The sequence below is a fragment of the Streptomyces durocortorensis genome, assembly GCF_031760065.1.
GTDB lineage: Bacteria > Actinomycetota > Actinomycetes > Streptomycetales > Streptomycetaceae > Streptomyces.
Map to the genome: position 1 here is coordinate 6,584,046 of NZ_CP134500.1, position 25,976 is coordinate 6,610,021.

At 71.6% G+C, this 25,976-nt stretch carries 27 protein-coding genes; 14 read left to right on the top strand and 13 right to left on the bottom strand.

Features of this window, described 5'->3' with window-relative positions; genetic code table 11:
• Positions 1–67: 67 nt before the first annotated feature.
• Positions 68–1,549 (bottom strand): xylulokinase, encoded by a 1,482-nt coding sequence (gene xylB, locus RI138_RS29055; protein ID WP_311122266.1) that lies wholly within the window; start codon positions 1,547–1,549, stop codon positions 68–70.
• Positions 1,550–1,769: 220 nt separating this feature from the next.
• Here xylB and xylA point away from each other — a divergent pair, with 220 nt between their 5' ends.
• Positions 1,770–2,936, top strand: coding sequence for a xylose isomerase (xylA, locus tag RI138_RS29060; RefSeq protein ID WP_311122267.1), 1,167 nt, complete (start codon positions 1,770–1,772; stop codon positions 2,934–2,936).
• Positions 2,937–3,051: 115 nt separating this feature from the next.
• Here the strand turns inward: xylA and RI138_RS29065 are convergent, their stop codons facing one another.
• The 4 genes from RI138_RS29065 to RI138_RS29080 form a co-directional block, all read right to left on the bottom strand.
• A complete protein-coding gene (locus RI138_RS29065) occupies positions 3,052–4,299 on the bottom strand; it encodes an ROK family protein (protein WP_311122268.1) in 1,248 nt (415 codons plus the stop codon).
• A gap of 91 nt (positions 4,300–4,390) precedes the next feature.
• Complete coding sequence (locus RI138_RS29070) at positions 4,391–5,014, bottom strand: DUF305 domain-containing protein (protein ID WP_398864381.1); 624 nt, start codon at positions 5,012–5,014, stop codon at positions 4,391–4,393.
• A 32-nt stretch (positions 5,015–5,046) separates the two neighbouring features.
• Positions 5,047–5,697, bottom strand: coding sequence for a DUF3105 domain-containing protein (locus RI138_RS29075; protein WP_096631552.1), 651 nt, complete (start codon positions 5,695–5,697; stop codon positions 5,047–5,049).
• Positions 5,698–5,753: 56 nt separating this feature from the next.
• A complete protein-coding gene (locus RI138_RS29080) occupies positions 5,754–6,185 on the bottom strand; it encodes a hypothetical protein (protein ID WP_311122270.1) in 432 nt (143 codons plus the stop codon).
• Positions 6,186–6,294: 109 nt separating this feature from the next.
• On the opposite strand from RI138_RS29080, the gene RI138_RS29085 reads away from it, so the two are divergent.
• The 8 genes from RI138_RS29085 to RI138_RS29120 all read left to right on the top strand — a co-directional run bounded on the left by RI138_RS29085 (position 6,295) and on the right by RI138_RS29120 (position 15,222).
• Positions 6,295–7,992: an FUSC family protein gene (locus RI138_RS29085; RefSeq protein ID WP_311122271.1), complete on the top strand. Its 1,698-nt coding sequence runs from the start codon at positions 6,295–6,297 to the stop codon at positions 7,990–7,992.
• Entirely contained in the window at positions 7,989–8,495 is a 507-nt protein-coding gene (locus tag RI138_RS29090; RefSeq protein WP_311122272.1) for a MarR family winged helix-turn-helix transcriptional regulator, read from the top strand. The genes RI138_RS29085 and RI138_RS29090 overlap by 4 nt, the downstream gene beginning before the upstream one ends.
• Before the next feature lie 454 nt (positions 8,496–8,949).
• On the top strand, positions 8,950–10,596 hold the full coding sequence (locus RI138_RS29095) for a sensor histidine kinase (RefSeq protein ID WP_096633078.1): 1,647 nt from the start codon (positions 8,950–8,952) through the stop codon (positions 10,594–10,596).
• Positions 10,593–11,000: a roadblock/LC7 domain-containing protein gene (locus RI138_RS29100; RefSeq protein ID WP_006128841.1), complete on the top strand. Its 408-nt coding sequence runs from the start codon at positions 10,593–10,595 to the stop codon at positions 10,998–11,000. Before RI138_RS29095 ends, RI138_RS29100 begins: the two co-directional genes overlap by 4 nt.
• On the top strand, positions 10,997–11,368 hold the full coding sequence (locus RI138_RS29105) for a DUF742 domain-containing protein (RefSeq protein ID WP_096633079.1): 372 nt from the start codon (positions 10,997–10,999) through the stop codon (positions 11,366–11,368). Before RI138_RS29100 ends, RI138_RS29105 begins: the two co-directional genes overlap by 4 nt.
• A complete protein-coding gene (locus RI138_RS29110) occupies positions 11,349–11,963 on the top strand; it encodes a GTP-binding protein (RefSeq protein WP_093691737.1) in 615 nt (204 codons plus the stop codon). The genes RI138_RS29105 and RI138_RS29110 overlap by 20 nt, the downstream gene beginning before the upstream one ends.
• A gap of 158 nt (positions 11,964–12,121) precedes the next feature.
• Positions 12,122–13,702 carry a cytochrome P450 gene (locus RI138_RS29115; protein WP_311122273.1) on the top strand — a complete coding sequence of 527 codons (1,581 nt, stop codon included), beginning with the start codon at positions 12,122–12,124 and terminating at the stop codon, positions 13,700–13,702.
• A gap of 173 nt (positions 13,703–13,875) precedes the next feature.
• Positions 13,876–15,222 (top strand): 6-phospho-beta-glucosidase, encoded by a 1,347-nt coding sequence (locus tag RI138_RS29120; protein WP_311122274.1) that lies wholly within the window; start codon positions 13,876–13,878, stop codon positions 15,220–15,222.
• Positions 15,223–15,238: 16 nt separating this feature from the next.
• On the opposite strand, the gene RI138_RS29125 is transcribed toward RI138_RS29120, so the two are convergent.
• Together RI138_RS29125 and RI138_RS29130 are read right to left on the bottom strand one after the other, a co-directional pair.
• Complete coding sequence (locus tag RI138_RS29125) at positions 15,239–15,679, bottom strand: hypothetical protein (RefSeq protein ID WP_311122275.1); 441 nt, start codon at positions 15,677–15,679, stop codon at positions 15,239–15,241.
• Positions 15,673–16,149: an ATP-binding protein gene (locus RI138_RS29130; RefSeq protein ID WP_311122276.1), complete on the bottom strand. Its 477-nt coding sequence runs from the start codon at positions 16,147–16,149 to the stop codon at positions 15,673–15,675. The genes RI138_RS29125 and RI138_RS29130 overlap by 7 nt, the downstream gene beginning before the upstream one ends.
• Positions 16,150–16,355: 206 nt before the next feature.
• On the opposite strand from RI138_RS29130, the gene RI138_RS29135 reads away from it, so the two are divergent.
• From RI138_RS29135 to RI138_RS29150, 4 genes are all read left to right on the top strand, one after another.
• The gene (locus tag RI138_RS29135) at positions 16,356–17,216 is read left to right on the top strand and encodes a helix-turn-helix domain-containing protein (protein ID WP_311122277.1); all 861 of its coding nucleotides are present in this window, start codon (positions 16,356–16,358) and stop codon (positions 17,214–17,216) included.
• Positions 17,216–17,452, top strand: a complete 237-nt coding sequence (locus RI138_RS29140) for a DUF397 domain-containing protein (protein WP_030076228.1) — start codon at positions 17,216–17,218, stop codon at positions 17,450–17,452. Before RI138_RS29135 ends, RI138_RS29140 begins: the two co-directional genes overlap by 1 nt.
• Before the next feature lie 150 nt (positions 17,453–17,602).
• The gene (locus RI138_RS29145) at positions 17,603–18,412 is read left to right on the top strand and encodes an SAM-dependent methyltransferase (RefSeq protein WP_096629371.1); all 810 of its coding nucleotides are present in this window, start codon (positions 17,603–17,605) and stop codon (positions 18,410–18,412) included.
• 76 nt (positions 18,413–18,488) lie between these two features.
• The gene (locus tag RI138_RS29150; protein ID WP_311122278.1) at positions 18,489–18,920 is read left to right on the top strand and encodes a YchJ family protein; all 432 of its coding nucleotides are present in this window, start codon (positions 18,489–18,491) and stop codon (positions 18,918–18,920) included.
• A 37-nt stretch (positions 18,921–18,957) separates the two neighbouring features.
• On the opposite strand, the gene RI138_RS29155 is transcribed toward RI138_RS29150, so the two are convergent.
• The 6 genes from RI138_RS29155 to RI138_RS29180 all read right to left on the bottom strand — a co-directional run bounded on the left by RI138_RS29155 (position 18,958) and on the right by RI138_RS29180 (position 24,278).
• Positions 18,958–21,051 (bottom strand): MDR family MFS transporter, encoded by a 2,094-nt coding sequence (locus RI138_RS29155; protein WP_311122279.1) that lies wholly within the window; start codon positions 21,049–21,051, stop codon positions 18,958–18,960.
• Between the two features lie 57 nt (positions 21,052–21,108).
• Positions 21,109–21,963 carry an ATP-grasp domain-containing protein gene (locus RI138_RS29160; RefSeq protein WP_311122280.1) on the bottom strand — a complete coding sequence of 285 codons (855 nt, stop codon included), beginning with the start codon at positions 21,961–21,963 and terminating at the stop codon, positions 21,109–21,111.
• 81 nt (positions 21,964–22,044) lie between these two features.
• Positions 22,045–22,212, bottom strand: coding sequence for a hypothetical protein (locus RI138_RS29165; RefSeq protein ID WP_311123081.1), 168 nt, complete (start codon positions 22,210–22,212; stop codon positions 22,045–22,047).
• 164 nt (positions 22,213–22,376) lie between these two features.
• Positions 22,377–22,529, bottom strand: coding sequence for a hypothetical protein (locus tag RI138_RS29170; RefSeq protein ID WP_311122281.1), 153 nt, complete (start codon positions 22,527–22,529; stop codon positions 22,377–22,379).
• Positions 22,530–22,598: 69 nt separating this feature from the next.
• Entirely contained in the window at positions 22,599–22,862 is a 264-nt protein-coding gene (locus tag RI138_RS29175) for a hypothetical protein (protein WP_311122282.1), read from the bottom strand.
• Between the two features lie 201 nt (positions 22,863–23,063).
• Positions 23,064–24,278 (bottom strand): helix-turn-helix domain-containing protein, encoded by a 1,215-nt coding sequence (locus tag RI138_RS29180; RefSeq protein WP_311122283.1) that lies wholly within the window; start codon positions 24,276–24,278, stop codon positions 23,064–23,066.
• Positions 24,279–24,881: 603 nt separating this feature from the next.
• Here RI138_RS29180 and RI138_RS29185 point away from each other — a divergent pair.
• Positions 24,882–25,814, top strand: coding sequence for a hypothetical protein (locus RI138_RS29185; RefSeq protein ID WP_311122284.1), 933 nt, complete (start codon positions 24,882–24,884; stop codon positions 25,812–25,814).
• The last annotated feature ends 162 nt before the right edge of the window (positions 25,815–25,976 follow it).

Genomic DNA, 25,976 nt, shown 5'->3' on the forward strand with positions numbered 1-25,976 from the left:
GTATTCCCAACCGGGGTCGGTGAGACCCGTCGCGGGGTGGCTGACCGGCCCGCCGGGGGGCGGACGATCAGCCGCCGAGCAGCGGCCGTGCGGCCCGGTCCAGCACCGAGGTGACCCGCTGCCAGGTCTCCGTGTCCCGTGCCACCGGGTCGAGCTGACGGTCCGTCCCGCCGCGTCGCCACGCCGTCGCCAGCGCCACCGGATCGCCTCCGCCCGCGGCCGAGGCGGCGAGCGCCGCCGCACCGAGGGCGACCAGCTCCCCGCTGCCGGGGAGGACGAGCGGGCGGCCGGAGAGCCGGCGGACCGTCTCCACCCACATCCGCCCCCGCGCCCCGCCCCCGATCAGGCGCAGCGGGCGTGCGGCCACCTCGGGGGCGTGCGGATCGAGGCCGCACGCCGACAGCAGTTCGTCGAGCGCCCGCAGTACGGTGACGGCCGCGCCCTCGTAGGCGGCGCCCAGCAGTTGCTGCCCGGTGGTGTCGTGGCGCAGCCCGGTCAGGAGCCCCGAGGAAGTCGGCAGATCGGGGGTCCGTTCGCCGTCGAGATACGGGAGGAGGACGGCCTCCCCGCCGGGCGCCGCGTCCTCGCGGTCCAGGCCCAGCAGAGCGGCCACCTTGTCCACGGCGAGGGTGCAGTTGAGGGTGCAGGCCAGCGGCAGATACGTACCGTCGGCGGCGGCGAACCCGTTCAGCGCGGGAGAGCCGGGCCGGGTGCGGGAGGCCGCGAACACCGTTCCGGAGGTGCCGAGGCTCAGGGCCGGGTGGTCCAGCAGCCCGCCGCCGCCCAGGCCGAGGCCCACGGCGGCGCTCATGTTGTCCCCGGTGCCGGCCGCCACGGCGATGCCCGCGGGCAGCCCGAGTGCCTGTGCCGCCGCCCCGGTGAGCGAGCCGACCCGGGCCGCCCCGGTGGGCGCGACCTCGGGCAGCAGGGCCGCGTCCAGGCCGAGGAGCTCCAGCAGCACGGGGTCGTAAGCGCCGGTGGCCGTGGAGTACCAGCCGCTGCCCGACGCGTCCCCCGGGTCGGTGGCGGCGACGCCCGCGAGGCGCTCGGTGAGGAAGTCGTGGGGGAGCCGGACCGCGGCCGCCCGCGCCGCGTTCGCCGGGTCGTGCTCGCGCAGCCACTGCCATTTGGATGCGGTGATCGAGGCCACGGGTACGGAACCGGTGCGGGCGGTCCAGGCCCCGGGCCCGCCGAGCGCGTCGGTGAGGGCGGCGGCCTGCGGCGCGGAGCGGGTGTCGTTCCACAGCAGCGCGGGGCGCAGCGGACGGCCCGTCCGGTCCAGCACGACGAGCCCGTGCTGCTGTCCGGCGACCGCGATACCGGTGACCGCGCGGGCGGGGAGGCCCGACTCCTTCAGCCCGGCGGCCACCGCCTCGCACAGCGCCCGCCACCAGATCTCCGGATCGCTCTCGCGGGCCCCGGACTCGCCGGTGACGACGTGCGGGGCGCGCCCGACGGCGAGCTGCTCACCGGTCGAGACGTCGATGACCGCGGCTTTCGTGGACTGGGTCGAGCTGTCCACGCCGATGACGACGGCGGGTGACGGCATGGGGAGCCTCTTTCGCGCGGGACGGCCTGATTATTTGGCTGGGGCACGAACAAATTACGGGATACCTGTCGCCCTGCACAGGGGGTTGGGGTCGACTCCACCCGACAGGGGGTTCCCTGGCCGAGGTGTGGTGTGCTTGATTAGTCATGACACTTAACAAATAGGGGTGCCGGGCTGCCGGCCGGGCGTCCCGACGGTAGGCGAAGGCGGTCGGACGACGATGACGGAACGCTTCACCCCCACCCCCGACGACAAGTTCAGCTTCGGCCTGTGGACCGTGGGCTGGCAGGGCCGCGATCCCTTCGGCGACGCCACCCGAGCGGCCATCGACCCCGTCGAGTCCGTGCAGCGGCTCGCCGCGCTCGGCGCCTGGGGTGTGACCTTCCACGACGACGACCTGATCCCCTTCGGCTCCACGGAGAGCGAGCGCGAGGCGCTCGTCAAGCGCTTCCGGCAGGCCGTCGACGGCAGCGGGCTCACGGTGCCCATGGTGACGACGAACCTCTTCACCCACCCCGTCTTCAAGGACGGCGCGTTCACCGCCAACGACCGCGACGTACGCCGCTACGCGCTCCGCAAGACCCTCCGCAATATCGACCTGGCCGTGGAGCTCGGCGCCACCACCTTCGTGGCGTGGGGCGGCCGCGAGGGGGCGGAGTCCGGCGCGGCCAAGGACGTCCGCCTCGCCCTGCACCGGATGAAGGAGGCCTTCGACCTGCTGGGCGAGTACGTCACCGAGCAGGGCTACGACCTCCGCTTCGCCATCGAGCCCAAGCCCAACGAGCCGCGCGGCGACATCCTGCTGCCCACCATCGGCCACGCCCTCGCCTTCATCGGGAGCCTGGAGCGCCCCGAACTGGTCGGCGTCAACCCGGAGACCGGGCACGAGCAGATGGCCGGACTCAACTTCCCCCACGGCATCGCCCAGGCCATGTGGGCGGACAAGCTCTTCCACATCGACCTCAACGGCCAGTCCGGCATCAAGTACGACCAGGATCTGCGCTTCGGCGCGGGCGACCTGCGCCAGGCGTTCTGGCTCGTCGACCTGCTGGAGAGCGGCTACGAGGGCCCCCGCCACTTCGACTTCAAGCCGCCGCGTACCGAGGACCACGAGGGCGTCTGGGACTCGGCCGCGGGCTGCATGCGCAACTACCTGATCCTCAAGGAGCGCGCCGCCGCGTTCCGTGCCGACCCCGAGGTGCAGGCGGCCCTGCGCGCGTCCCGCCTGGACGAACTGGCGCGCCCCACCGCGGGGGAGGGCCTCGCGGGCCTCCTCGCCGACCGCAGCGCCTACGAGGACTTCGACGTGGACGCCGCCGCCGCGCGCGGCATGGCCTTCGAGGCGCTGGACCAGCTGGCGATGGACCACCTGCTCGGCGTCCGCTGACGTACCGGGTGGGGCCGGGGCCGGTGCCGAACCGGGTGAGGCCGGAGCCGCTCTACGTACCGGGTGAACCGTTGACGGTGGCGTACCGGGCGAGCCGGAGCCGCCCGGCCCCGGCTCACCCGCCGGACGGCTCCGCGTACGCCACCGGATCGTCCAGCACGTCCTGCACCACGAGCGCCGCCGCACCCCGCGCCGCGTCACCCGCCAGCGACGACGCGCGGAGCCGGCCGCTGCCCGGGGACCACAGGCCCGACACCACCCGGCCCGTCAGCTCCTCGCCGGCGGGCCGCGACAGCCACGGCATCAGGCCCCGGTAGATCCCGCCGAGCACCACCGCGTCCGGGTCGAGCAGGTTCACCGCCCCCGACAGCACCCGGCCCAGCATCCGGCCCGCCTCACCGACCGCGGCCACCGCACGCGGGTCACCGGCCCCCGCGCGCCGCTCCAGCTCCAGCACCCCGGAAGCGCCGCCGAGCCCCTCGACGCCCGCCGCCCGCAGCAGTGCCGCCTGTCCGGCGTACTGCTCCAGGCAGCCGCGCGAACCGCACCGGCACTCCGGACCCGCCGGGTCCACCACCACATGGCCGATCTCCCCGGCGAAACCGTTCGCACCGCGCAGCAGTTCGCCGTTCAGGACCAGCGCACCGCCGACCCCGATCTCGCCGGTCAGATAGAGGAAGCTGCGCATCTCGTCAAGACCGCCGAACCACAGCTCCGCCAGCGCCGCGAGGTTCGCCTCGTTCTCCGAGGCGACCGGCAGCACGGGGTGGCCGGGCCGCAGGGCGGCCAGCGCGTCCGCGAACAGCTCCTGCGCCGGGACCTCACTCCAGCCGAGGTTGGGGGCCTGCCGCACCGCGCCGTCGGAGACCAGGCCCGGCAGCGCCAAGGCCGCGCCCACCGGCCGCAGCTCCTGCTCGCGCGCCGAGTCCAGGGTGCGGGCCGCGATCCGGGCCGCCCGGGCGAGGACCTCACCGGCGGGCGTGCCCCGGTTGTCGAGGTGTTCGGTCTGCCGGACCCGGCCGGTGCCCGCCAGGTCGACCACGCAGACCGACACGTAATCGATGTTGATCTCCACGCCGAGTCCGGCGGGCCCGGTGCGGGCCACCTTGAGCGCGGTCCCGGGGCGGCCCGCCTGCCCGCTGAACGTCTTGCCCGACTCGGTGAGGAACCCGCCGGCCATGAGCTGTTCGACGAGCGAGGAGACCGCGGCGCGGGTCAGGCCGACCCGGGCGGCCACCCCGGCGCGGGTCGCATCGCCGCGCTCGCCCTCGTCCCGCACGGCACGCAGCACCAGGCTCAGGTTGTGCCGTCGCACGGTGTCCTTGCCGGCTTTGGGTCCCAGCGGAGTGAGGATGCTCTTCATGTCGTCGCCGAGCCTATGTGATCCCGGGCGCCGCGGGCAGATACGGGAGAGGGCGGTCCCGGCCACCCGGCCGGGACCGCCCTCCCCTGGCTCAGGGCTTGGCGCCCCGGGCCTTCAGCATGTCCGCCATCAGGCCCATCTCGGACTTCTGACCGCGGACCATGCCCGCCGCCAGATTCCGGATGGCGTCCGTCCCGGCGGCTCCGGCGGCGGCCTGGGCCATGTCCGCGCCCGCACGGTGATGCACGGTCATCAGCCGCAGGAAGAGCACCTCGGCCTGCTCGCCCTTGGCGGCCTCCAGCGCCTCCAGTTCGGCGTCGGTGGCCATGCCCGGCATCAGGGAACCGTCGTCGCTCGGCTCGACGGTGTGCCCCATCCACTCCATGGGGGGCCCGGCAGAGCTCTTCGGCAGCCCCCACATCTCCAGCCAGCCCAGCATCATGCCGCGCTGGTTGGCCTGGGTGTTGATGATGTCGTACGCGAGGCGCCGCACGTCCTCGTCGTCGGTGCGGTCCCGGACGATGAACGACATCTCGACCGCCTGCTGGTGGTGGATCGCCATGTCCCGGGCGAAGCCCGCGTCCACGGAACCCTCCGCCGGAGCCGACTGCGAGGCCGAAGCCCCACCGGACGGAGAGGCCTCGGAGGGACGGACGACCATCAGCACCACCAGTCCCAGCGCCACGAGCAGCACGGAGGCTCCCGCGAGGGCCATCCGCCGGGTGGAGCCCGGGCCCGCGAGCGAGGTCACTTGTCCAGCCCGCCGGTGCAGGCGGCCCCCGGCTCAGGGGTCTGCGGGCCCTGCACGTACTTCGTGAAGAACTGCGCGACCCGGTCGTCCTCGGCGCTCTTGACCGTCACCTGCTTGCCCCAGGCGCTGAGCATCAGCGGGTCCTTCTGGTCCTTGACCGGGCTCATCAGAGAGTACGGGGTCGACTTGACCCGCTTCGTCAGGGCCTCGACGTCCTCCTCGGAGGCCTTGTCGTTGTACGTGACCCAGACCGCGCCGTGCTCCAGGGAGTGCACGGCGCTCTCCTTCGGTATCTCGTCGGTGTAGACGTCCGCGTTGCAGTTCATCCAGACCTGGTTGTGGTCACCGCCGACGGGCGGGGTCATCGGGTAGTCGACCTTCGTCGCCACGTGCTCCTGGCTCAGCTTGTCCCAGGTGCGCTCGCCGGTGACGGGCGAGGTCCTGGCCTGCTCCTCCTTCTTCTCCTTCTCGTTCGCCTGCGCCATCAGGTAGCCGCCCCCGGCTACCAGCGCGGCGACCACGGCCACCGATGCGCCGATGGTGATGATGCGGACCCGGCGCTCGCGGGCCCGTTCCTTGCGGCGGGCCTCTTCGAGCTTGGCGCGACGTGCCGCGGCCGGGCTGTTCTGGTTCTTGGCGGAAGCCATGGGAAGTCCTCGTCGTCAACGGATGCATAACGGGTTACGGGAGAGCGGAACTGCCTCTAGACCCGTTGGACCTGGAGTCGTAGCTGATCGACGGAGTGCACACCGTCGTGTGCGGGCCCCCGGATGGCGGCCGCCCCGGTGAGCGGGGCGGCCGGGACGAAGGCCACGGGCGAGGGAACGGCCACGGGTGAGGACGAGGCCGGAAGCACGATGGCCGCCGTGTGCGCCGACCGGCCGTGGCACGAGGTACCCAGCCCGCGGTCGGCGGGCGCGGCCAGGACGACCGGCTCGAAGGACGTGTCGGGGACCGGAGTGAACGTGCGGACGGAATGCGCGCCCACCGGGCCCGCCGCCACCGGCACGGCGGCGGACGAGGGGGTCACCGAACAACAGAAGAGCATGGCCAGGAGGCAGAGCACCCAGCCGAGAGCGACGGGCGTGCGAGGGCGGCACTGCTGCCGGTCGGTCCGCGCGCTCACCCTGCTCATCGCCCGTCATCGTAGTAGGTGCATGAAGATTCAAAAGAATATGGGTCGCCCTGTCCGCGCAACAGTGGCAGAAATCATTTACCGGTGTAACACCTGTTAACTTATATGCGTGAGTGATACATCTGTACGGTCCCGGCGTCCCCTCGTCCGCAGTCTTCCGGTGGTCCCGGCCCTCCGGCTCGCGCGGCCCTCGGACACCTGGTTCAAACCCGCGCTCAGCGTGGTCGCCGCCTCCGCCGTACCCCATCTGTCGCTCCTGGCCGCCGGACGGCTGGACCTCGTGATGTACACCATGGCCGGTTCGCTGTGCGCGCTGTACGGCCACGGCCTGCCGTACGCCCGCCGGGCCAGGGCCGTCGCGGGCGTGGTGCTCGGCATGGCCGCCGGTCTCGCCCTCGCCCTTCTCGCCGCGTCGCTCACCGGATCGACCGCCGTCCTCATCGCGGTCGGCGCCCTGCTCGCCGCCGCTCAGAAGGTGCTGTGCGACGCCACCCGGATCGGGCCGCCCGGCCCGGTCATCTTCACCTTCGTCAGCTCCGCCGCCCTGTTCGCCCCGCAACGCCTCGGCCAGATCCCCGGCCACCTCGCGCTGACGCTCGCCGCGGGCGCGGTCGCCTGGCTGGTCGCGGTGGCACCCGCCCTGCTCCGCCGGGAGGGCCCCGAGCGCCGGGCCGTGGCCCGCGCCCTGGCGGCCGCCGCCGACCGTGCGGAGGACCCGGGCGCCCGGACCCGAAACGGTGCGGCCGTAGCCGTGCACGCCGCCTGGCAGTGCCTGCTCGCCTCCGGGCGCCCCACTCCCGTACGACGTTCGCTGGAACGCCTGGTGGCGCACGCCGAAGCCGCCTGCGCCGTGCCCCGGCCCGGGGGAGACGCGGCGGACGTGGACCGGCTGCGCACCTGGGCGGCCCTGACCCGCGCCCGCGGGCCGCTGCCCGAGCCGCCGCCCGCGCCCGGCTCCGCCGACGGGCTCCACGGGATCGACGCCGAACGCGCCGAACTGCGCACCCCGGCCGGCCGCCGCGCCGCCCGCCGCGCCCTGCTGCGCCGCCTCGGCCCCGGATCGCCCCTGCTGCCCGTCGCCGCCCGGACCCTGACCGGCTGTGCGTTCGCCGGATACCTGTGCGCCGCCCTCGGTGTCGGCCGCCCCTACTGGGCGATCGTCACGGCCGCCTCCCTCTGCCAGGCCAGCCTCACCCTGTCGTGGAACCGGGCCCTCCAGCGAACCCTGGGCAACCTCGTGGGTGTCTTCGTCTTCGCCGCCGTCCTGCCGCTCTCCCGGACCGGCCCGCTCGCCCTCGTCTGCTGCTGCCTCTTCTTCAGCTTCGCCGCCGAGGCCCTGATCACCCGCAACTACTGGCTCGGCTCCGTCGCCGTGACCCCGATGGCCCTGCTCGTCCTGGAGTTCGGCGGCACCCATCCGGCCGGGGAGCTGATTGGCGACCGGGTCCTGGACACCCTCCTCGGCGCGGCCACCGGATTCCTCGCCGCGACGCTCGTCACCAACCGGCGGGCCGCAGGCCGGGTCGAGCTGGCGCTCGACGCCGCGGAGCGGGCCCGCGCCGACGTCGAACGGGCGCACTCCGGCCAGGGCGCCCCGCCCGCCGTACGCGACCGGGCCCGCCGGGCGCTCACCGCGAGCCTCGTCGAACTGCGCGAGGCGGGCGACACCGCGGCGGGCGAATGGCGGCAGCGCGCCCTGCCCGAGCAGCGCCTTCTCGCTGCTGAGCAGGCCGGACACCGTACGCTCGCCGCGACAGCACAACGGCGCGGCCCGACGGGTCACGCCCCTTCGATCGGAGCGGAGTGACCGACGACATCGTTGCCTCGGTGGTCCGGCAGTGGCAGACCGTCAACCCCGAGCTCGACACCGGACCGATGGAGATCATCGGCCGGATCAACCGCTGCGCCGCCCTGCTCCAGCAGGCGGAGGACGCCCCGCTGCGCTCCGCCGGACTGACCCGCGCCGAGTTCGACCTGCTCGGCGCCGTACGCCGTACGGACCGGGAGCTGACCCCCGGCGAGCTGGCCCGCGAGACATTCTCCTCCGGAGCCGCCGTCACCAAGCGGCTGCGCGCCCTCCAGGACCGCGGGCTGGTCGGCCGCCGGGGCGACGACCGCGACCGCAGGGTCGCCCATGTGCGCCTCACCGACGAGGGCCGCGCTCTCGTCGACCGACTGCTGCCCGAACAACTGGCTTACGAGAGCTCGGTGTTGGCTGGGCTCGACGACGGCGGCCGGAGTGAACTCGCCTCCCGGCTGAGTGAGTTGCTCGTCCAGTTGGAGGGGCGCCTCGGCGGCGCCCGGCGCTGACCCGACGTCCCCGCGGAGGAGGGGTCCGTATACGCGTCAGCGCGGCGTTTTTTCGTGCCACCCCTCCGTCGGCCGGGAATCTATACCTTTCGATCCGGTTCGATCACCTGTGCCTCTGTCTGGTTTCGCTGGGTGAAGGAGGTTGATGGTGGGGCGTTTTGCCCCGTAAAGAACCTCATCAAGGACTTCCTCGGTGGTGGCTGTGGCCCATGGAAGGGTTATTTTCAGCCTTCCTTACTCCTTGCACACGTTCCACAGCGCTCAGTGCAAAAACTGGAGAGTGTATTCCTCTCGGCGGGCCTCCGCAGGGGGTTGGGCGAATATGCCGAAGCACTGTTCTGATCTGGCTAAGCTCACGCGCAGTGAAGTCGAGTTGAGATGAATTCGAGCACTTGTTCCTGAGTCTCCGCTCACGTGCGCATACATCCCGGAATCAACCGCCAGAGGGTTTTAGATGGTCCGTGTTGAATCACCGCCGACCGACAGAGAAGTCCCCGTCGTCCGCGTAGTCCTGCTGCCCGTGGCCCTGCTGGCCGGCGCCACCGCCGCCGGCGCGGCCCTGGTCGTACCGGCCGCGCGGATACCAGTCGCCGTGTGCGGCGCGATCGCCACGCTCGTGGTCGCCGTGCTCACCGTGGCACTGCACCGCCGACGGCGTGCCCTGCGGGTCCAGCGCGCCGAGTACGAACAGCGCATCGCCTACCTGGAACACCGCATCCTCTCGCACGACTCCGAGACCGTGCGGCTCACCAAGGAAGTCATGCCCGCCGCCATCCGGCGGCTGCGCGTGGGCAATTCGCCCGAAGAAGTGATGCGCGACATCGTCGACGCGGACGTGGCCAACCGCCATCTGCCCAAGGCGCTGCGCGAGCAGGTCTACCAGGTCCTCGAAGTCATCGACAACGAGGAGGCCCGGCGCGACTCCGCCCAGCGCGCCTTCGTCAGCGTCGCCCGCCGAGTGCAGGCGATCGTGCACCGCCAGGCCAGTGAACTGCGGGAGATGGAGGACCACTACGGACGCAACCCCGAGGTCTTCGACGACCTGCTGCGCATCGACCACGGCACCGCGCTGATCGGCCGCCTCGCCGACTCCATCGCCGTTCTCGGCGGTGCCCGCCCCAGCCGCCAATGGCCCAAGCCCGTGCCGCTGTTCAGTGTGCTGCGCGGGGCGATGTCCCGCATCCTCGAATACCAGCGCGTCGATCTGCACTCGATCGCCAAGGTCGCCATCGTCGGCACCTCGGTCGAACCGCTCATCCACGCCTGCGCCGAACTGCTCGACAACGCGACCCGCTACTCGCCCCCGCAGACCCGGGTGCACGTCACCGCGGTCGAGGTGCAGACCGGCATCGCCATCGAGATCGAGGACGGCGGCGTCAGCCTCAGCGAGGAGGCCCGCGCCCGCGCCGAGAACATGCTCGCCCAGGCCCAGGCCGGCATCAACATGAACGACCTGGGGGAGTCCCCGCGGCTCGGTATGGCCGTCGTCGGCCGGCTCTCCCGGATGTACCAACTCCAGGTGTCGCTGCGCCAGTCGGCGTACGGCGGCGTCCGCGCCGTCCTCATCGTGCCGCGCGACATGATCACCACCGGGCCCGCCCCGGGCATCGCCCACGGCATCGGCGCCACCTCGCGGCCCACCAGCTCGCTGGACATGTCGCAGCTTCAGCACGTGGTGCCGCCGCCCGGCAAGCGCAAGCCCAAGCCCGCCGCCACCGGCCCCGTACCCTCCGTGGTCGCCCCGGTCCCCACCGGCGCCCCCACGGCCGCGTCTCGCCCGGCCGTCCCCGCGTCGGCCATGGAGGACGACGTTCCCGTGGTCACCGAGTGGACCGAGAACGGGCTGCCGCAGCGCCGCAGCAGGGGCCGCGCCCCGCTCGGCTCGCACAACCTGCCGCAGCAGCCCCCGCCGCCCCCGGCCCCCGCCAACGGCGGCCTGCCCGGCCGGGAGGCGGGCGCGGACGCGGACGGCGGGCGCGGCGAGGAGAAGCCCCCCGGCCTCTGGCTGGAGGCCTTCACCAAGGCCGTCAACGGCGTACCGCAGGAACCGAAGCACGGCGAAGACTCCGATGACGCGTGGGACAAGGGAGACCTGAAGTGATCCAGCAGCGGGGAAACATGGACTGGATGCTCAAGGAGCTGGCCGACGACGTGCCGAGCATCCACCAGATCGTGGTGCTCTCCTCGGACGGCCTGCGCATCGCCATGCACGGCGGCGACCCCGACGTCGCCGACCGGCTGGCGGCCGCCTGTGCCGGGCTGCAGAGCCTGGCCGCCGCAGTGGCCACCGAGATCCCCTACAGCGACGGCCTGATGAAGCTGGTGGTCATCGAAGTGACCGGCGGCTTCTTCTACTTGATGGCGGCCGGTACCGGTGCGTATCTCGCCGTCCTGGCCGGCGAGACCGTCGACGCCGGACTGGTCGGCGCCAGGATGCGGGACATGGTCGTGCGGATCGGTGCCCACCTGACCAGCCCGCCCCGCCACGGCGGGCAGTCCGGATGAGCGGACCCCAACGAGAACGCCGCAAGACCGATCCGGCACTCAACGACCCGGAACGGCTGTACGTGATCACCGGCGATCTCGACGACAGCGAGCGCGGGGCGCTCGACCTGGTCACGATGGTCGTCGCACAGGCGGAGCCCTCGCCGACGTTCCAGCCCGAGCAGGCAGCGATTCTGAGGCTCTGCCAGGCGCCCTTGTCGGTCGCCGAGATCTCGGCCTATCTCAGCCTGCCCTTCAGCGTGGTCACCTCGCTCCTGAGCGATCTCCTCGCCACCGAACTCATCGAGTCGCGCGCGCCGATCGTCCGCGCCACTCTCCCCGACAGGTCCCTCCTCGAAGCGGTGATGCATGGACTTCAGAAGCTCTGACACGATCACCGGACCCCGCAGCGAGGACGTCCTCCCCACCACGGCCACCGCCGCGGTGAAGGTCGTGATCGTCGGCGGGTTCGGGGTCGGCAAGACGACCATGGTCGGATCGGTCAGCGAGATCCGGCCCCTGACGACCGAAGAGACCATGACCCAGGCCGGTGTCGGCGTGGACGACAACGCCGGGGTGGAGACGAAGACCGCCACCACCGTCGCCATGGACTTCGGCCGGATCAGCCTCAGCGAGGAACTGATCCTCTACCTCTTCGGCACCCCCGGCCAGGAACGCTTCTGGTTCCTGTGGAACGGCCTTTTCGAAGGAGCGCTCGGCGCCGTCGTCCTCATCGACACGAGACGGCTCGAAGTCAGCTTCGACGTCATCGGCCGGCTGGAGGAGCGCGGAGTGCCGTTCGTGGTGGCCGTCAACACCTTCCCCGACGCGCCGCACCACCCGGTCGAGGCCCTGCGCAGAGCCCTCGACCTGCCGGACGAGGTCCCGATGATCGACTGCGACGCCCGGCTTCGGACCTCCAGCCGCGATGTGCTGATGACCCTGATGCGCTATCTGCACAGCCTGGCCGTCCCGCTCGCCTGACGCCCCCGGGACGGTTCCCCGGCCGTCCCGGCGGCGAGCGTGCGCCGTTCCCCCGGCGTCCGCCCGGTGCAGCACCTCTGCCGCACCCATGCAGTACCCGTACACGCCCCTTGCCCGCCCGTGCTCGATCCTCGGCCGTCCTGATCCCTGGAGCCACAGTGACAACCCCCTTCCACCACGAACCCGGTGCCGTGCCGCCGCCCCAGTGCCCGGCCCACAACCTCGGCAGCGGCCCCGGCGACATCGGTCCCGGCGGACTGCGCCGCCTCTACGGCCCCGAGGCGGAGAACAACCCCGCGGGCCTCTACGACAAACTCCGCGCCGAACACGGCACGGTCGCCCCGGTCCTGCTGCACGGCGACGTCCCCGCCTGGCTCGTCCTGGGCCACAGCGAGAACCTCCACCTCACCCGTACGCCGTCCCAGTTCTCGCGGGACTCGCGGCGCTGGCGCGCCCTCCAGGACGGCAGTGTCGCCCCGGACCACCCGCTGGCCCCGATCTTCACCTGGCAGCCCGTCTGCGTGTTCGCCGACGGCGCCACGCACGAACGCCAGCGCGGCGCGGTCACCGACAGCATGGAGCGCATCGACACCCGTGGCGTGCGCCGCCACATCAACCGCTTCAGTAACCGCCTGGTCAACGACTTCTGCGAGAAGGGCACCGCCGACCTGGTCGGCCAGTTCGCGGAGCACCTGCCGATGATGGTGATGTGCGCGATCTTCGGCATGCCCGAGGAGTACGACGAGCGCCTCGTCCAGGCCGCCCGCGACATGACCCGCGGCACCGAGACCGCCGTGGCCAGCAACGCCCACATCGTGTCCGTGCTGACCCGCCTGGTGGAGAACCGCCGCGCCGAGCCCGCACCGGACCTGGCCACCTGGCTCGTCGAGCACCCCGCGACGATGACCGACATCGAGGTCGTCGAGCACCTGCGCCTCATCCTCATCGCCGCGTACGAGTCCACCGCCAACCTCATCGCCAACGTGCTGCGCATGGTCCTGACCGACCCGCGCTTCCGAGCCCGGCTCAGCGGCGGCCACATGACCGTGCCGGAGGCGGTGGAGCAGACCCTCTGGGACGAGCCGCCCTTCACCGCGGTCTTCGGCCGCTGGGCGGTCGGCGACACCGAGCTGGGCGGCCAGCAGATCAAGGCGGGCGACGCCCTGCTCGTCGGCATCGCCCCCGCCAACACCGACCCCACCGTCCGCCCGGACCTGGGCGCCGACATGGGCGGCAACCGAGCCCACCTCGCCTTCAGCGGCGGCCCCCACGAGTGCCCCGGCCAGGACATCGGCCGTGCCATCGCCGACGTCGGAGTCGACGCCCTCCTGATGCGTCTGCCCGACCTGGAGCTCGGCGTCGAGGAGAGCGAACTGCGCTGGGTCGGCAACATCATGTCGCGCCACCTGGTCGAGCTGCCGGTGAAGTTCGCCCCCAGCCCCCAGCAGAAGCTGGACGCCGACCCGCTCTCGGTGATGGCCCGCACCGCCCGCCCGGCCGACGCCTGGCAGATCTCCTCCCCGCCCCCGCCCGTCCCCGAGCCGCTGCCCGCGGCGGGCGTGCAGCCCGCCCACGCCCCGGGCACCGCCCCGCAGCCCGCCCCCGCCGCGCCGCCCGTCGGCGCGCCGGCCCCGGCCGCCGGTGCCCCCGCCCCCGTGGCGACCGTCCCGGGCCAGCGCCGCCCCGCCGCGCCCGCGCGGCTCTGGCAGGCGGTCTCCCGCTGGTGGAACGGCTACTGACCCGCCGTTGACCGACTCTGACGGCATCTGACCGAACCTGACTGCGTGTGGCCGCTTCCGGCAGCGGCGGCCCCGGACCACACCACGCCCTTGGTCCAGGGCCGCCGCTGTCCTGCGCCGCGGGCGGGCGTGGCGGTGCCGCAGCGCCGGGCCTCCCCGTACCATCGAGCAGCGTGAAGCTGACGATTCTTGGCGGTGGCGGATTCCGGGTGCCTCTCGTGTACGGGGCCCTCCTCGGCGATCACGCCGAGGGCCGTGTCTCCCGCGTGACGCTGTACGACACCGACGCCGACCGGCTCACCGCCGTCGCCCGCGTTCTGGAGGAACAGGCGCGCGGCATCGCGGACGCCCCTGCCGTCGTCGCCACCACGGAGTTGGACGAAGCCCTGCGCGGTGCCGACTTCGTCTTCTCCGCTATCCGGGTCGGCGGCCTCGCGGGGCGCGCCGCTGACGAACGGGTGGCCCTGGAGGAGGGGGTGCTCGGCCAGGAGACCGTCGGCGCCGGAGGCATCGCGTACGGGCTGCGCACCGTCCCCGTCGCCCTCGACCTCGCCCGGCGCATCGCCCGCCTCGCCCCGCACGCCTGGGTCATCAACTTCACCAACCCGGCGGGCCTCGTCACCGAAGCCATGTCCCGGCATCTGGGCGACCGTGTCATCGGAATCTGCGACTCACCGGTCGGGCTCGGGCGGCGCATCGCCCGCACCCTGGGAGCCGACCCGGAGCGCGCCTGGATCGACTACGCGGGCCTCAACCACCTCGGCTGGGTGCAGGGCCTGTACGTGGATGGGCGGGACGAACTGCCCCGGCTGCTCACCGACCCCGCGCTGCTCGAATCCTTCGAGGAGGGGCGGCTCTTCGGCGCCGACCTGCTCCGGTCCCTGGGCGCGATCCCCAACGAGTACCTGCACTACTACTACTTCAACCGCGAAGCCGTCCGCGCCTACCAGGAGGCCGAACAGACCCGGGGCGCGTTCCTCCGCGACCAGCAGGAGGGCTTCTACGCCCGGATGCGGGAGCCCGGCACCCCGGCCCTGGTCACGTGGGAGCGCACCCGTGCCGAACGCGAGGCCACCTACATGGCGGAGAACCGCGAGGTGGCCGGGGCGGGGGAGCGGGAGGAGAGCGACCTGGAGTCCGGCGGCTACGAACAGGTCGCGCTCGCCCTGATGCGGGCCGTCGCCCGCAATGAGCGTACTTCGCTGATCCTCAACGTGCGCAACCGCACCACGCTCGCGGCGCTGGACGCCGAAGCGGTCGTCGAGGTGCCCTGCCTCGTCGACGCCAACGGGGCCCACCCGGTGGCCGTGACGCCGCTCCCGTACCACGCCGTCGGGCTCGTCACCGCGGTGAAGGCCGTGGAACGCGCGGTCCTGGAGGCGGCGGAGAGCGGCTCCCGCGCGGCGGCCGTACGGGCCTTCGCCCTGCATCCGCTCGTCGACTCCGTCGCGGCGGCCCGGCGGTTGGTCGAGCGGTACACCGAGGTCCATCCGGAGCTCGCCCGCTTCGACGGGATCTAGCCCGTGTCCTGGCTGCTCAGGGCGCGGAGACAGCCGTGGGCGCGGTGGCGGCGGTCCAGCTCGGAGCCACCCCGGTCACCTGGCAGACCATCAGGAAGAGCGGGATCGGCGGGGTGTACGGGGTGAGCGCGTCCGGCGAGTGGATCAGCCGGGGCCGCCCGGCGGGGACATCGGCGCCCCGCGCGTAGGCCACCTGCTCGGGCCAGTCCAGGTCCAGGTCCGAGCCCGCCGGGACGATCCACCACCAGCGGTCGGCGTCCGCGAAGACGCAGCCGGTGCGCGGCAGATGCGACATCAGGCGGAAGCCGTGCCGCGCGGGAACGCCCACCGCGTCGCAGCCCAGGCTGGCCGACATCGAGGCGGGCAGCGCCAGCCGTACATGCCCGGCGCGGGTCTCCTCGGGAGCCGCCCGGTCCCGGTGCGTACCGCGCAGCCGGGACAGCGCGTTCCTCAGCATGGCCGCTCCGTGCCGCACGGTCGTTCCGTGCTGTGCGGCAGCTCCGCCCACACGATGCGACCGGAGGAGTCCCCGGCGTCGTGCGACCCCCAGGAACTGCTCATCGCGTCGACGAGGAGCAGACCGCGGCCGTGCTCGTCGTCGGAGGAGCGGCGCAGCCGGGGACCGTCGAGCCGGTGTCCCTGGTCCTGCACGGCTATCCGCAGCCGTCTGCCGAGGCAGCGCAGCTCGCACACCACCCGGGCGCTCGTCGTGTGCACGACCGCGTTGGTGACCAGCTCGGAGACGATGAGAACGGCCGCGTCGTAGGCGTCGCCGGTCAGCTTCCAGGCGTCCAGCCGGGCCCGTGCCAGCTGCCGGGCCCCGGCCACCGACCCGGGGTGCGCGGGCAGCGCGAAGCAGTAACGGAGCGCCTCCGTCCCGGGACTGAGGTCCATGAGCCGGGGGATGAGCGCACTGCCAGGTGCCACGACCGATTCCTCACAGTGGGGGCTGCGTCACGCTTCGTTCCCCCGGATGCGGGAGCGGGCATGACCGAGCGAACTGGTTCGGAAGTCAACTCTCCCCCTGACGCAGACACTTGGCAAGGGGCACTCTGAATTTTTCAGAGTGACTGTGTCGTTGGGGGCGCACGCGTGGCACACTGCTCGCAAAACAGCGCATGGGGAGGTCTGAAGTGAGCGAACCGCGGTCCGCCCCGACCGTGGGCCAGGTCGTTCTCGGCAAGCGCCTGCAAGATCTGCGCGAGCGCGTCGGCCTGACCCGTGATCAGGCGGCGAAGGTGCTGCGTGTCGCCCCCGCGACGATACGCCGGATGGAGACGGCCGAGGTCGGGCTGAAGATCCCCTACGTCCAGCTGCTGCTGAAGGCGTACGGTGTCGCCGACCCCGAGGCCGAGGCCTTCGTCGAGCTGGCCGAGGAGGCGAACAAGCCCGGCTGGTGGCAACGCTTCCACGACGTCCTGCCCGACTGGTTCAGCATGTACGTCAGCCTGGAGGGCGCCGCGAGCCTGCTGCGCATGTACGAGCCGCACTTCGTCCCCGGACTGCTCCAGACCGAGGACTACGCGCGCTCCGTGATGCGCACCGGGGCGGTCGGCCAGACCAGACCCGAGGACATCGAGCGCCATGTGGCGCTGCGCATGGAACGGCAGTCCCTGCTGGTCAAGGACGAGGCGCCCAAGTTGTGGGTGATCATGGACGAGACCGTCCTGCGGCGTCCCGTCGGCAGCCCCGAGGCGATGCGCGGACAGGCCGACAAGCTGCTCGAAGCCACCGAGCTGCCCCATGTCACCTTGCAGATCGCGGAGTTCGCGACCGGCCATCACCCTGGGACGTACGGGCCGTTCGTCCTCTTCCGGTTCGCCGTGCCCGAACTCCCCGACATGGTCTACAGCGAGTACCTGACCGGGGCGGTCTACTTCGACGCCCGTCCCGAGGTGGCCTCCTACCTGGAGGTCATGGACCGCATGGCGGCGCAGGCCGCAACCGCACAACGCACGAAGGAAATCCTCCGGGACTTCCGCAAGGAGCTGTGATGAACCAGATATACAACGGCATGCCGGCCGGTGATCTCGGCTCCGAAGGCTGGTACAAGCCGTGGAGCGGCGGCAACGGCGGCAACTGCGTCGAGGCCATGAAGCTGGCGGACGGCCGGGTCGCGGTGCGTCAGTCCGCCGACCCGGACGGCCCAGCCCTCATCTACTCCAACGGCGAGATCGCCGCGTTCATCCAGGGCGCCAAGGCGGGCCAGGCGGATTTCCTTCTCACCTGAGGCCCTCGCCGCATATCCTGTCCGGGCCCCGAAGGACCCGGCCTGACAGGGCACTTGGGCACGACCCAGCAGAGTTGTTCGTCAGCCCTCCCGATCCTTCTGATCTTCCTGATCGTCGACGTACGGACCCCCCAACCCACGGAGCGAGCCATGGCCGGGCAAGAACCCCACTCCATCGAGATCGACACCAGCAAGCCGCATCCGGCCCGGATGTACGACTGGTTCCTCGGCGGCAAGGACAATTACCCGGTCGACGAGGACATGGCGCGCCAGCTCCTCAAGCTGGACGCGCGCGGCCGCGACATGGCGCGGGTGAACCGGGCGTTCATGCACCGGGCCACCCGCTGGCTCGCCGAGAACGGGGTGCGCCAGTTCCTGGACATCGGCACGGGCATACCCACCGAACCGAATCTCCACCAGATCGCCCAGCGGACCGCCCCCGACGCCCGCATCGTCTACTGCGACAACGACCCGATCGTCCTCGCCCACGCGGCGGCCCTGCTGCGCTCCACCCCCGAGGGCGCCACCGAGTACATCCAGGCCGATGCCCGCAAGCCCGAGAGCATCCTGGCCGAGGCGGGCAGGATCCTGGACTTCGACCAGCCGATCGCCCTGTCCCTGCTGGCCCTGCTGCACTTCATCGACGACGAGGACGGCGCGGGCGACCTGGTCGACAAGCTCGTCGAGCAGCTTCCCTCCGGCAGCTATCTGGTGCTCTCGCACACCACCGGTGACTTCAACCCGGAGGGCGCGGCGCAGGCACGCGCCATGTACAAGGAGCGCGGGATGACCCTGCGCCCCCGTTCGCGCGCCGAGCTCACCGCGTTCTTCGACGGCCTCGAACTGGTCGAGCCCGGAGTCTCGCTCTCCGCCGACTGGCACCCCGAGCTGGGCGAGGTCATCGACGTCCTCGGCGACGACCCGATCCCGGGCTACGCGGGCGTAGCGCGCAAGGTCTGAGTGCTCCGCCCCGCCCCGCGCGACGTACGCGGGGCGGGGCGGAGCGTGTCACGGGCGCCCGCGTCACAATGGACCCATGTCACGACGCACCTCCCGGCCCCGGGCCGCCACCCCGCGGATCACGCCCGCGGCCCCCTGCCCCTGCGGCCTGCCCGCGACGTACGGGGACTGCTGCGGCCGCTTCCACTCCGGCACCGCCGCCGCTCCGACCTGCGAGGCCCTGATGCGCTCCCGGTACGCGGCCTTCGTCGTCCAGGACGCGGCGTACCTGCTGCGCACCTGGCACCCGGAGACCCGGCCGCCCGCCGTGGACTTCGACCCCGCGCTGCGCTGGACGGGGCTGGAGATCCTGGACACCGCCGAGGGCAGCGCCTTCCACACCACCGGGACGGTCACCTTCCGCGCCCACTACACCGACGACGGTCGCCCCGACTCCCTCCACGAGAAGAGCCGCTTCACCCGCCACGAGGGCGCCTGGGTCTACGCGACGGCGGTCTTCGTCGACTGATTCGGCCCGCGCGGTCGGCCCGGTCCACCCGGCAGTCTCAGGCCGGGGCCCCCACCCGCGTCGAGCCGCCGGGGTTCGGCGCCGGGGACAGCTCCTGGGCCAGGTCCTCCGCCAGCAGGCGCTTGGCGATCATGTCCACGGTGGCCCGGAGCTGACGGTCGTCCGGGCGGGCGCCGTCCTCCGCCAGGCGCTCGTTGAGCCAGCGGCCCCAGGCGTCGGAGATCACCGCCGCCTCGCGTCGGCCCGCCGCCGTGTGCGAGAAGAGCCGCCCGTCCCCCGTCAGATAGCCCTCCTCGATCATCCGGTCGAAGACGGGCACCAGGACCTCCGGCGGGATGCGGTGCCGGGCCGCGATCAGCCCGAGGCCCGCGTGGCCCACCATCCGGGTGAACAGGTCCACCTGCATCACCGCCCAGGCGCCCGCCATGTCGAGGCGGGTGTCGGATTCAGCGACGATCCGGCGCGCCGTCTCCGGAGCGGCGCCGTGCAGGATCTTGGCCACCGAGATCTCAAGAAGCATCTCCGAGTCGCCGCTGCCGGGCTGGGCGAAGCCCTCGCCCATGTCCGTCGAGGAGAGCCGCGCCGAGTCCCGCAGCTTCACCTCCTTGAGGAACAGCGCGACGACAAAGCCGATCAGCGCCACGGGGACCGTCCACAGGAACACCGTGTGCAGCGTCTGCGCGTACGCCTGCGCCAGCGGCTCCGCCTGGGCGGCGGGCAGCGCGTGCAGCGCCTGGGGGCTCTGCGAGGCGCCGATCAGCGCCGCCGGGTCGCCACCCGCCGCGGCTGCCTGCGCGACCCCGTCGGCGAGATTGGGCTTGAGCGCGTTGACGTAGATCGTGCCGAACACCGCCGTGCCGAAGGCGCTGCCGAGCGTACGGAAGAACGTCACGCCCGAGGTCGCCGTACCCAGGTCCGCGTAGTCGACGGTGTTCTGCACGGCGATCGTCAGCACCTGCATGGCCAGCCCGATGCCGAGTCCCAGGATCACCATGTACAGCGACTCCAGCCACACCCCGCTCTCCGGCCCCATCCGCGAGAGGAGGAACAGCCCGGCCGCCATGACCAGCGTGCCGACGATGGGGAAGAGGCGGTAGCGGCCGGTCTTGCTCACCACATTGCCACTGAAGATCGAGGCGACCAGCAGACCGACGACCAGCGGCAGGGTCCGCACGCCCGAGAGCGTCGCCGAGTCCCCGTCCACGTACTGGAGGTAGGTCGGCAGGAAGATCATCGAGCCGAGCATCGCGAAGCCCACGATGAAGCTGAGGATCGAGCAGACCGTGAACACCGGGTTCCGGAACAGCCGCATCGGCAGCATCGGTTCCCTGGCCCGCCGCTCCACCAGGCAGAAGAGGGTCAGGGCGATCAGCCCGCCGATGAAGAGGCCGATGATGACGGACGAGCCCCAGGCGTACTCGTTGCCGCCCCAGCTCGTCGCCAGGATCAGCGCGCTCGCCCCGACGGCGACCAGCGCGATACCGGCGTAGTCGATGACCGGCCGTCCCGCCGCCTTCAGCGACGGAATGTTCCGGGCGGCCGCGATCACCACCACGATGGCGATGGGTACGTTGACGTAGAACGCCCACCGCCAGGTCAGATGGTCGGTGAACAGCCCGCCGAGCAGCGGTCCGATCACCGTCGAGATGCCGAAGACCGCACCGATCGCACCCTGGTACTTGCCCCGTTCGCGCAGCGGGATCACATCCGCGATCAGCGCCATCGACGTGACCATGAGCCCGCCCGCGCCGACGCCCTGCATACCGCGCCAGATGATCAGCAGCAGCATGTCCGAGGCGAGACCGCACAGGAACGATCCGGTGATGAAGATGATCGCGGAGATCTGGAAGATCAGCTTCCGCCCGAACAGGTCGCCGAACTTGCCGACCAGCACGGTCGCCACCGTCTCCGCCAGCAGATACGCCGTGACCACCCACGACATGTGCTCGGCGCCGCCCAGCTCCGAGACGATCGTGGGAAGGGCCGTGCCGACGATCGTCTGGTCCAGGGCCGCCAGCAGCATGCCGAGCACGATCGTGGTGAAGATGATGTTCCGGCGCCGCCGGTCGAGGACGGGCGGCGGCGCGGCGGCACTCTGCGCGGCGGGGGCTTGCTCGCTGGCAGTGGTCACGTCTGCACCCTCACACCGGCCCCCGGCGCCCGCATGCGGGGACAGTCCGGACGGGGGTCAGCCGGTCAGCGAGAGGACCGACTCCGTCAGCCGCGCCACGAACGCCTCCCGGACGACCTCGCCCACGCGGTCGAGCGACAGATACGGATTCAGGTCCTCCAGTTCCACGAGGAGCAGAGCACCCTCCGCCGTACGGCAGGCATCGACCCGCTGGATGCCGTGCGTGAGGGCGTTCCAGCCGATGAAGCGCCGGGCGAACGCGAGATCCTCGGCACTCGCCGCGTACGGCTCCAGCACCCATCGCCGCTCCGGGTCCGGCGCGTACAGCGCGTACTGGAAGTCGTGGTCGACGAAGTAGAAGGACACCTCGTAGCGGAAGGCGATCCTCGGCTGGACGAGGAGGGAGCCCTCGGCCGCCCCCGCCAGCTCGGCGCCGGCCGCGTCCCCCGGGACGAACCGCAGCCCGACCGAGTCCGCGCCCAGCTTCGGCTTGACCACGTACTCCGTGACCTCCGGCAGCGACGCCAGATCCGCCTCCCGGTCCACCGTGGGAATCACCGGGAACCCGGCCCGGCTCAGCTCCACCAGGTACTCCTTGCCCGCCATGTCGCCGCGACCGCCCAGCGGGTTGTAGACCGGCACGCGCAGCTCCAGGGCCCGCGCACGGAACGCGTCGTACGCCTCCTGATAGTGCAGCACGGGCCCGCTGTTGCGTACGAGGGCGATGTCGAAACGTTCCAGCAGCGCGGCCGCGTCCCGGGGATGGCACAGGGCCACGTCGAACGCCCCGCGCAGCCGGGAGGCCAGGAAGATGTCCTCGTCGCAGTAGCGCCGCCCCCGTGCCTCGTACGCGAGATCGGTGACGAGGAGCAGAGAGGGGCGGCGGGAGCCTGCGGGGGAGGCGGCGGTCATGGGATCTCCCGGAAGCGGGGACGTGTACGTGCCGTCACTATCCCCGATGGCCCGGCCGGCCCGGTCGGCCCGGCCGCAGGGTCAGCGGGCTCCGCCCCGGACCGCCGCCACCCACTCGACCAGCAGCCGCTCGTACTCCCGGCGGCCCTCCGGCGACACCATGGCGCCGTCCGCCACCAGGGCACGGATCTCCGCGTTCAGGACAACCATCGGACGGGTAGGGTCCAGCTCGGTCGCAGTGGAGGTCATGTGAAGAGGCTAGCGCTACGGCGGCGGGGTGATGTCCGCGTCATCGCGGGCGGCACACCCCGAACGCCCCGCCCGGCGAAGCCCGACGCTCCCGCCGGGCCGTGTCGTGAGGAGGCTTCACGCCGTCGTCACGCATCGGCCTGGCCCCGCCGGGCAGGCGGCCGTCACCGCACGTCGGGGGCCGGGGGAGCATGGAATCGCCGCGCCGGTACGTGCTGGTCGACCCGATCGGCGGCGCCCCCGGCCGGGCTGCCGGAAGCCGCCGCCCACTCCTTCGCCCCGGCCGGTCCGTACGCGTCCGGGGCGATGAGAATCACATGTGCGGACCGTCACGAACCGTGCGTGCGGCCGGTCTGGACGCCTCGTCACATGCGAGGGCGAGCCGGTCAGAAGGGGGAGCCCGGCAGCACCGGCAGCCGGGGGTGATGTGCGGCCAGCACCTTGTTGGCGCGGGCCAGGTCCGCCAGGGCCTGCTCGCGGTCGGCCTGGTCCTCGACGCCGAGCAGCGGACCTCGGAAGCGGCGGACCTCGCGGGCCGCGCGGTCCGCGTCGAACTCCGCCTGGAGGATGTGCGGCGGAATGCACGAACCGATCAGCGCGGCGACCCGGTCCGGGATCGGCACGGGGACGAGGAGGTGCGAGGCGGTCATGAAGCGTTCCCTCTCGGATGGTCGGCCAGGAGGCGGTGCACGGGACCCGCCGCCGGATGAGCGGCAGGCTCCTCCTTGTGTACGGGACGCGGTTCCGGGTTTCTCGTCGGATACGTCTCCGTGTCGCAACCGTTTGGGACTGACCGTCTATTTCCCCTTACGCGCGGGTAAGTTGACCCGCCGCGGCGGACGTGATCCGGATCAGGGGGATGTGCCGTCGGTGCGAGAGCGCAGCCGCAGCGCGCGCAGCACCGCCTCGGTGGCGAAGCGGCTCTCCGGATCGACGAGTTGGTCACCGAAGATGGACTCCAGATTGCGCATGCGGTAGCGCACCGTCTGCGGGTGGACATCGAGCAGCGCACCCATCTGCGCCGCCGTCCCCCGGGTGTCGAGCCAGATCCGCAGCGTCTCGACCAGCCGCTCGCGACGGCCCGCGCTGATCCCCGCAACGGCGGCCAGCTCCCGCTGGGCGAGCTGGTCGAGCAGGGCGGGATCGGAGAGCAGCCACAGGGTGATGAGGTGGTCCTCGCAGTGGATCAGCGGAGCGTCGTCGATCACCCCGGAGTCGACGAGCTCCAGTACCCTGCGGGCCCACCGGACCGACTCGCAGGCCAGCACGGTGGGAACGGTCAGTCCGACCGCCGCGCGGGACGCCGGAAGGGCCTGCTCCAGCATGGATCTTCGGGACTCGTCCAGCGCCCCCGGAATCAGTAAGTGCGGCTGCGGGGCGCTGAGATCGACGAGGACATCACGGTCCGCGCTCAGCCGGTCCAGCTCCGCCGGGGCGCGGACGGCGATCAGGGTGACCTCGTCGGGGAGCGTCCAGCCGGTCTGCTCGCACAGGTCGGCGATGGCGCTGTGGGGGGCCGGGCGCCCGGCGAGGATCAGGTGGAGGAGGCGGCGGCGCAGCGCCTCGCTGTGCTCGCCCGACTGGGACTGCACCTCCAGGAAGCCTTCCCGGGAAAGCGCCTCCAGTTCGTCGACGTAGGCGAAGAGCGCGTCGGCGAAGCTCAGCATCAGACTGGGCGACAGGTGGTAGCTCTGCCCGACCTTCTTGGCCCGCCGCAGCGCCACCCGCGCGCCCAGCCGGTACGCCCCCTGGAGGGTGTCCATGGTCCGGCCCTCGTACGCCTCGAACCGCCCGAAGCGGCGGCACATGTCGTCCCGGAGCGTGGTGGGGGAGGAGGGTTCGGCGACCAGGTCGACGAAGGAGGACAGGCTCTGCTCCACACCCACCCGGATGGCCTGGCCGTTCGGTCCGTCGAGCAGCCGGGCGTATTCCGGATAGGCCCGGGTCACCTCGACGCCGATTTCCTTGATGAGGCTGGGCAGTTCGGGTCGCATGATCGCGGCGAATTCCTGCGGGAGTGGTCCCAGCGGGTCTCCGGTATCCAGCGGCTGGATGAGATGTGGCATGTCAAGTCCCCTTTCTCTCGGCGCCCGGTGGTGGGGTGAGACGGTGGGGGAAAGCGCTCCCACGAACCGACAGGTGCGTACCAAGTCCGCGACGAAGATAGACCAAGGAACTGGGGCTGCACACCACTTGGACAAGATCGAAGTGCAGGGGGCACACATCTCGGCCGCAGTGTGGGACTTCGGTGCAGGTCGGCCGTACCGCGTGCTATCGGGCGCCGGATTTCGGCCGCCTGGCTGATTCGCCTGCGCTCTGCCGGGGTTCGGCGCGAGCGGCCTCCCGGGCGCCGACGTCCGGGGCCCGGCGTACGCGCGGTGTACGGGTCCCGCCGGCCGGAGCCGTATTTCCCCGCCCTGCGATGCGCATTCCTTGATAAGGGGATGAAGGTCTGTTACTCATTTCCGCATCAAAAATAGCGTCGTGCAAAAGATCTTAGTGAGACGGATTGTGTCGCCCTGTTTCCCGCGAGTAACATCACACCTCGGTCAATTCGGTCACGAAATCTGCCCGAAATTTGACGCCCCGTTCCTCCGCTGCCGGTTCGATCCGAGGCCGGTCAACTTCGTGTACGAGGCCGCACCACGGCGGCCGACAGAGGGGACCACATGAGACCCGTTTCCAGGCGAACCCGCACAGGAGCGCTCGCGGCATTCACGGCCTTGAGCGCTCTGCTCTCCACCGGCTCGGCCACCGCGGCCACGCAGCTCAACGGGGACTGGGCGCCCTTCGACCGCTGCCCGGTCGACGCGCCCGCCATGCTGGCCGCGGACGGCATCGACGCCATCGCCACCTGTATCGCCTCCGGTTCCGTCACGGGATCGATCACGCTGGGCAAGAGCCATGTGACCACCGGTACCACCGATCTGCAGCTCGGCGTCATCCAGCGCAGCGACGGCACCACCTCACTGGTGGCCCCGCCGGAAGGGGCGCTCACCGCCGATCCGGCCGAGATTCCGGGCGGACTGCTCGGGCTGATGTGCCCCAGCGGAATTCCCCTCGTATCCGTGATCTGCCGTCAGCTCACGGACAACGATCTCAATCGCGTGACGGCCACCATCGAACCGGCCGGAGCGCCCCGCGACTTCAATATGAGCGCCGCGTTCTCCACCGGTGAGCCCATTCTCACCATCCCGGTCCGCATCCACCTCAAGAATCCGTTCCTGGGTGACAAGTGCTACATCGGGACCACTGCCGATCCGGTGCTTCTGAAGCCGCAGAACCTTAACGCCCCGAGCATCTCGCTCCAGCGATTCGCGGCGGACGGCACCCGGGACGACGCGGGCGAAATGGGGCGCTACACCTTCGCCGGTGCCGACCAGGGCGACGCCGCCTTCGCCGTACCGGGGGCAAGCGGTTGCGGGGCGGGACTCCTGGACTGGGCGGTGAACCTCAAGACCGGTCTCCCGTCCGCCGCCGGGAAGAACAGCGTGACGCTCGACGACACCTCGACGTACTTCGGCAGCCCCTACGACCCCGCCGGCCTCGCGCCGCACGAGGGCCGAAAGCTGTCGGAATTCTGGCACTCCGCACGGCAGTAGGCCGCGCACCCCGATACGAGGAGGTGATCCGAGAACCCTCTCCCAGAGCTGTCCCAGAGCCCCCAGAGCCCTACCCCAGAACCCCCCCCACGTGCGTGCAAGCCCTTCTCCGGTCACCACTCCAGTCATCCTCAGCCGCATCCCCAATGGGACGAGAAAAGG

What these genes read in the sequence shown, in the direction of transcription:
- xylB (WP_311122266.1), bottom strand. Translation starts at nt 1,549, where the DNA reads ATGCCGTCACCCGCCGTCGTCATCGGCGTGGACAGCTCGACCCAGTCC.
- xylA (WP_311122267.1), top strand. Translation starts at nt 1,770, where the DNA reads ATGACGGAACGCTTCACCCCCACCCCCGACGACAAGTTCAGCTTCGGC.
- RI138_RS29065 (WP_311122268.1), bottom strand. Translation starts at nt 4,299, where the DNA reads ATGAAGAGCATCCTCACTCCGCTGGGACCCAAAGCCGGCAAGGACACC.
- RI138_RS29070 (WP_398864381.1), bottom strand. Translation starts at nt 5,014, where the DNA reads ATGGCCCTCGCGGGAGCCTCCGTGCTGCTCGTGGCGCTGGGACTGGTG.
- RI138_RS29075 (WP_096631552.1), bottom strand. Translation starts at nt 5,697, where the DNA reads ATGGCTTCCGCCAAGAACCAGAACAGCCCGGCCGCGGCACGTCGCGCC.
- RI138_RS29080 (WP_311122270.1), bottom strand. Translation starts at nt 6,185, where the DNA reads ATGAGCAGGGTGAGCGCGCGGACCGACCGGCAGCAGTGCCGCCCTCGC.
- RI138_RS29095 (WP_096633078.1), top strand. Translation starts at nt 8,950, where the DNA reads ATGGTCCGTGTTGAATCACCGCCGACCGACAGAGAAGTCCCCGTCGTC.
- RI138_RS29105 (WP_096633079.1), top strand. Translation starts at nt 10,997, where the DNA reads ATGAGCGGACCCCAACGAGAACGCCGCAAGACCGATCCGGCACTCAAC.
- RI138_RS29110 (WP_093691737.1), top strand. Translation starts at nt 11,349, where the DNA reads ATGGACTTCAGAAGCTCTGACACGATCACCGGACCCCGCAGCGAGGAC.
- RI138_RS29125 (WP_311122275.1), bottom strand. Translation starts at nt 15,679, where the DNA reads ATGCTGAGGAACGCGCTGTCCCGGCTGCGCGGTACGCACCGGGACCGG.
- RI138_RS29140 (WP_030076228.1), top strand. Translation starts at nt 17,216, where the DNA reads ATGAACCAGATATACAACGGCATGCCGGCCGGTGATCTCGGCTCCGAA.
- RI138_RS29145 (WP_096629371.1), top strand. Translation starts at nt 17,603, where the DNA reads ATGGCCGGGCAAGAACCCCACTCCATCGAGATCGACACCAGCAAGCCG.
- RI138_RS29150 (WP_311122278.1), top strand. Translation starts at nt 18,489, where the DNA reads ATGTCACGACGCACCTCCCGGCCCCGGGCCGCCACCCCGCGGATCACG.
- RI138_RS29160 (WP_311122280.1), bottom strand. Translation starts at nt 21,963, where the DNA reads ATGACCGCCGCCTCCCCCGCAGGCTCCCGCCGCCCCTCTCTGCTCCTC.
- RI138_RS29165 (WP_311123081.1), bottom strand. Translation starts at nt 22,212, where the DNA reads ATGACCTCCACTGCGACCGAGCTGGACCCTACCCGTCCGATGGTTGTC.
- RI138_RS29175 (WP_311122282.1), bottom strand. Translation starts at nt 22,862, where the DNA reads ATGACCGCCTCGCACCTCCTCGTCCCCGTGCCGATCCCGGACCGGGTC.
- RI138_RS29180 (WP_311122283.1), bottom strand. Translation starts at nt 24,278, where the DNA reads ATGCCACATCTCATCCAGCCGCTGGATACCGGAGACCCGCTGGGACCA.
- RI138_RS29185 (WP_311122284.1), top strand. Translation starts at nt 24,882, where the DNA reads ATGAGACCCGTTTCCAGGCGAACCCGCACAGGAGCGCTCGCGGCATTC.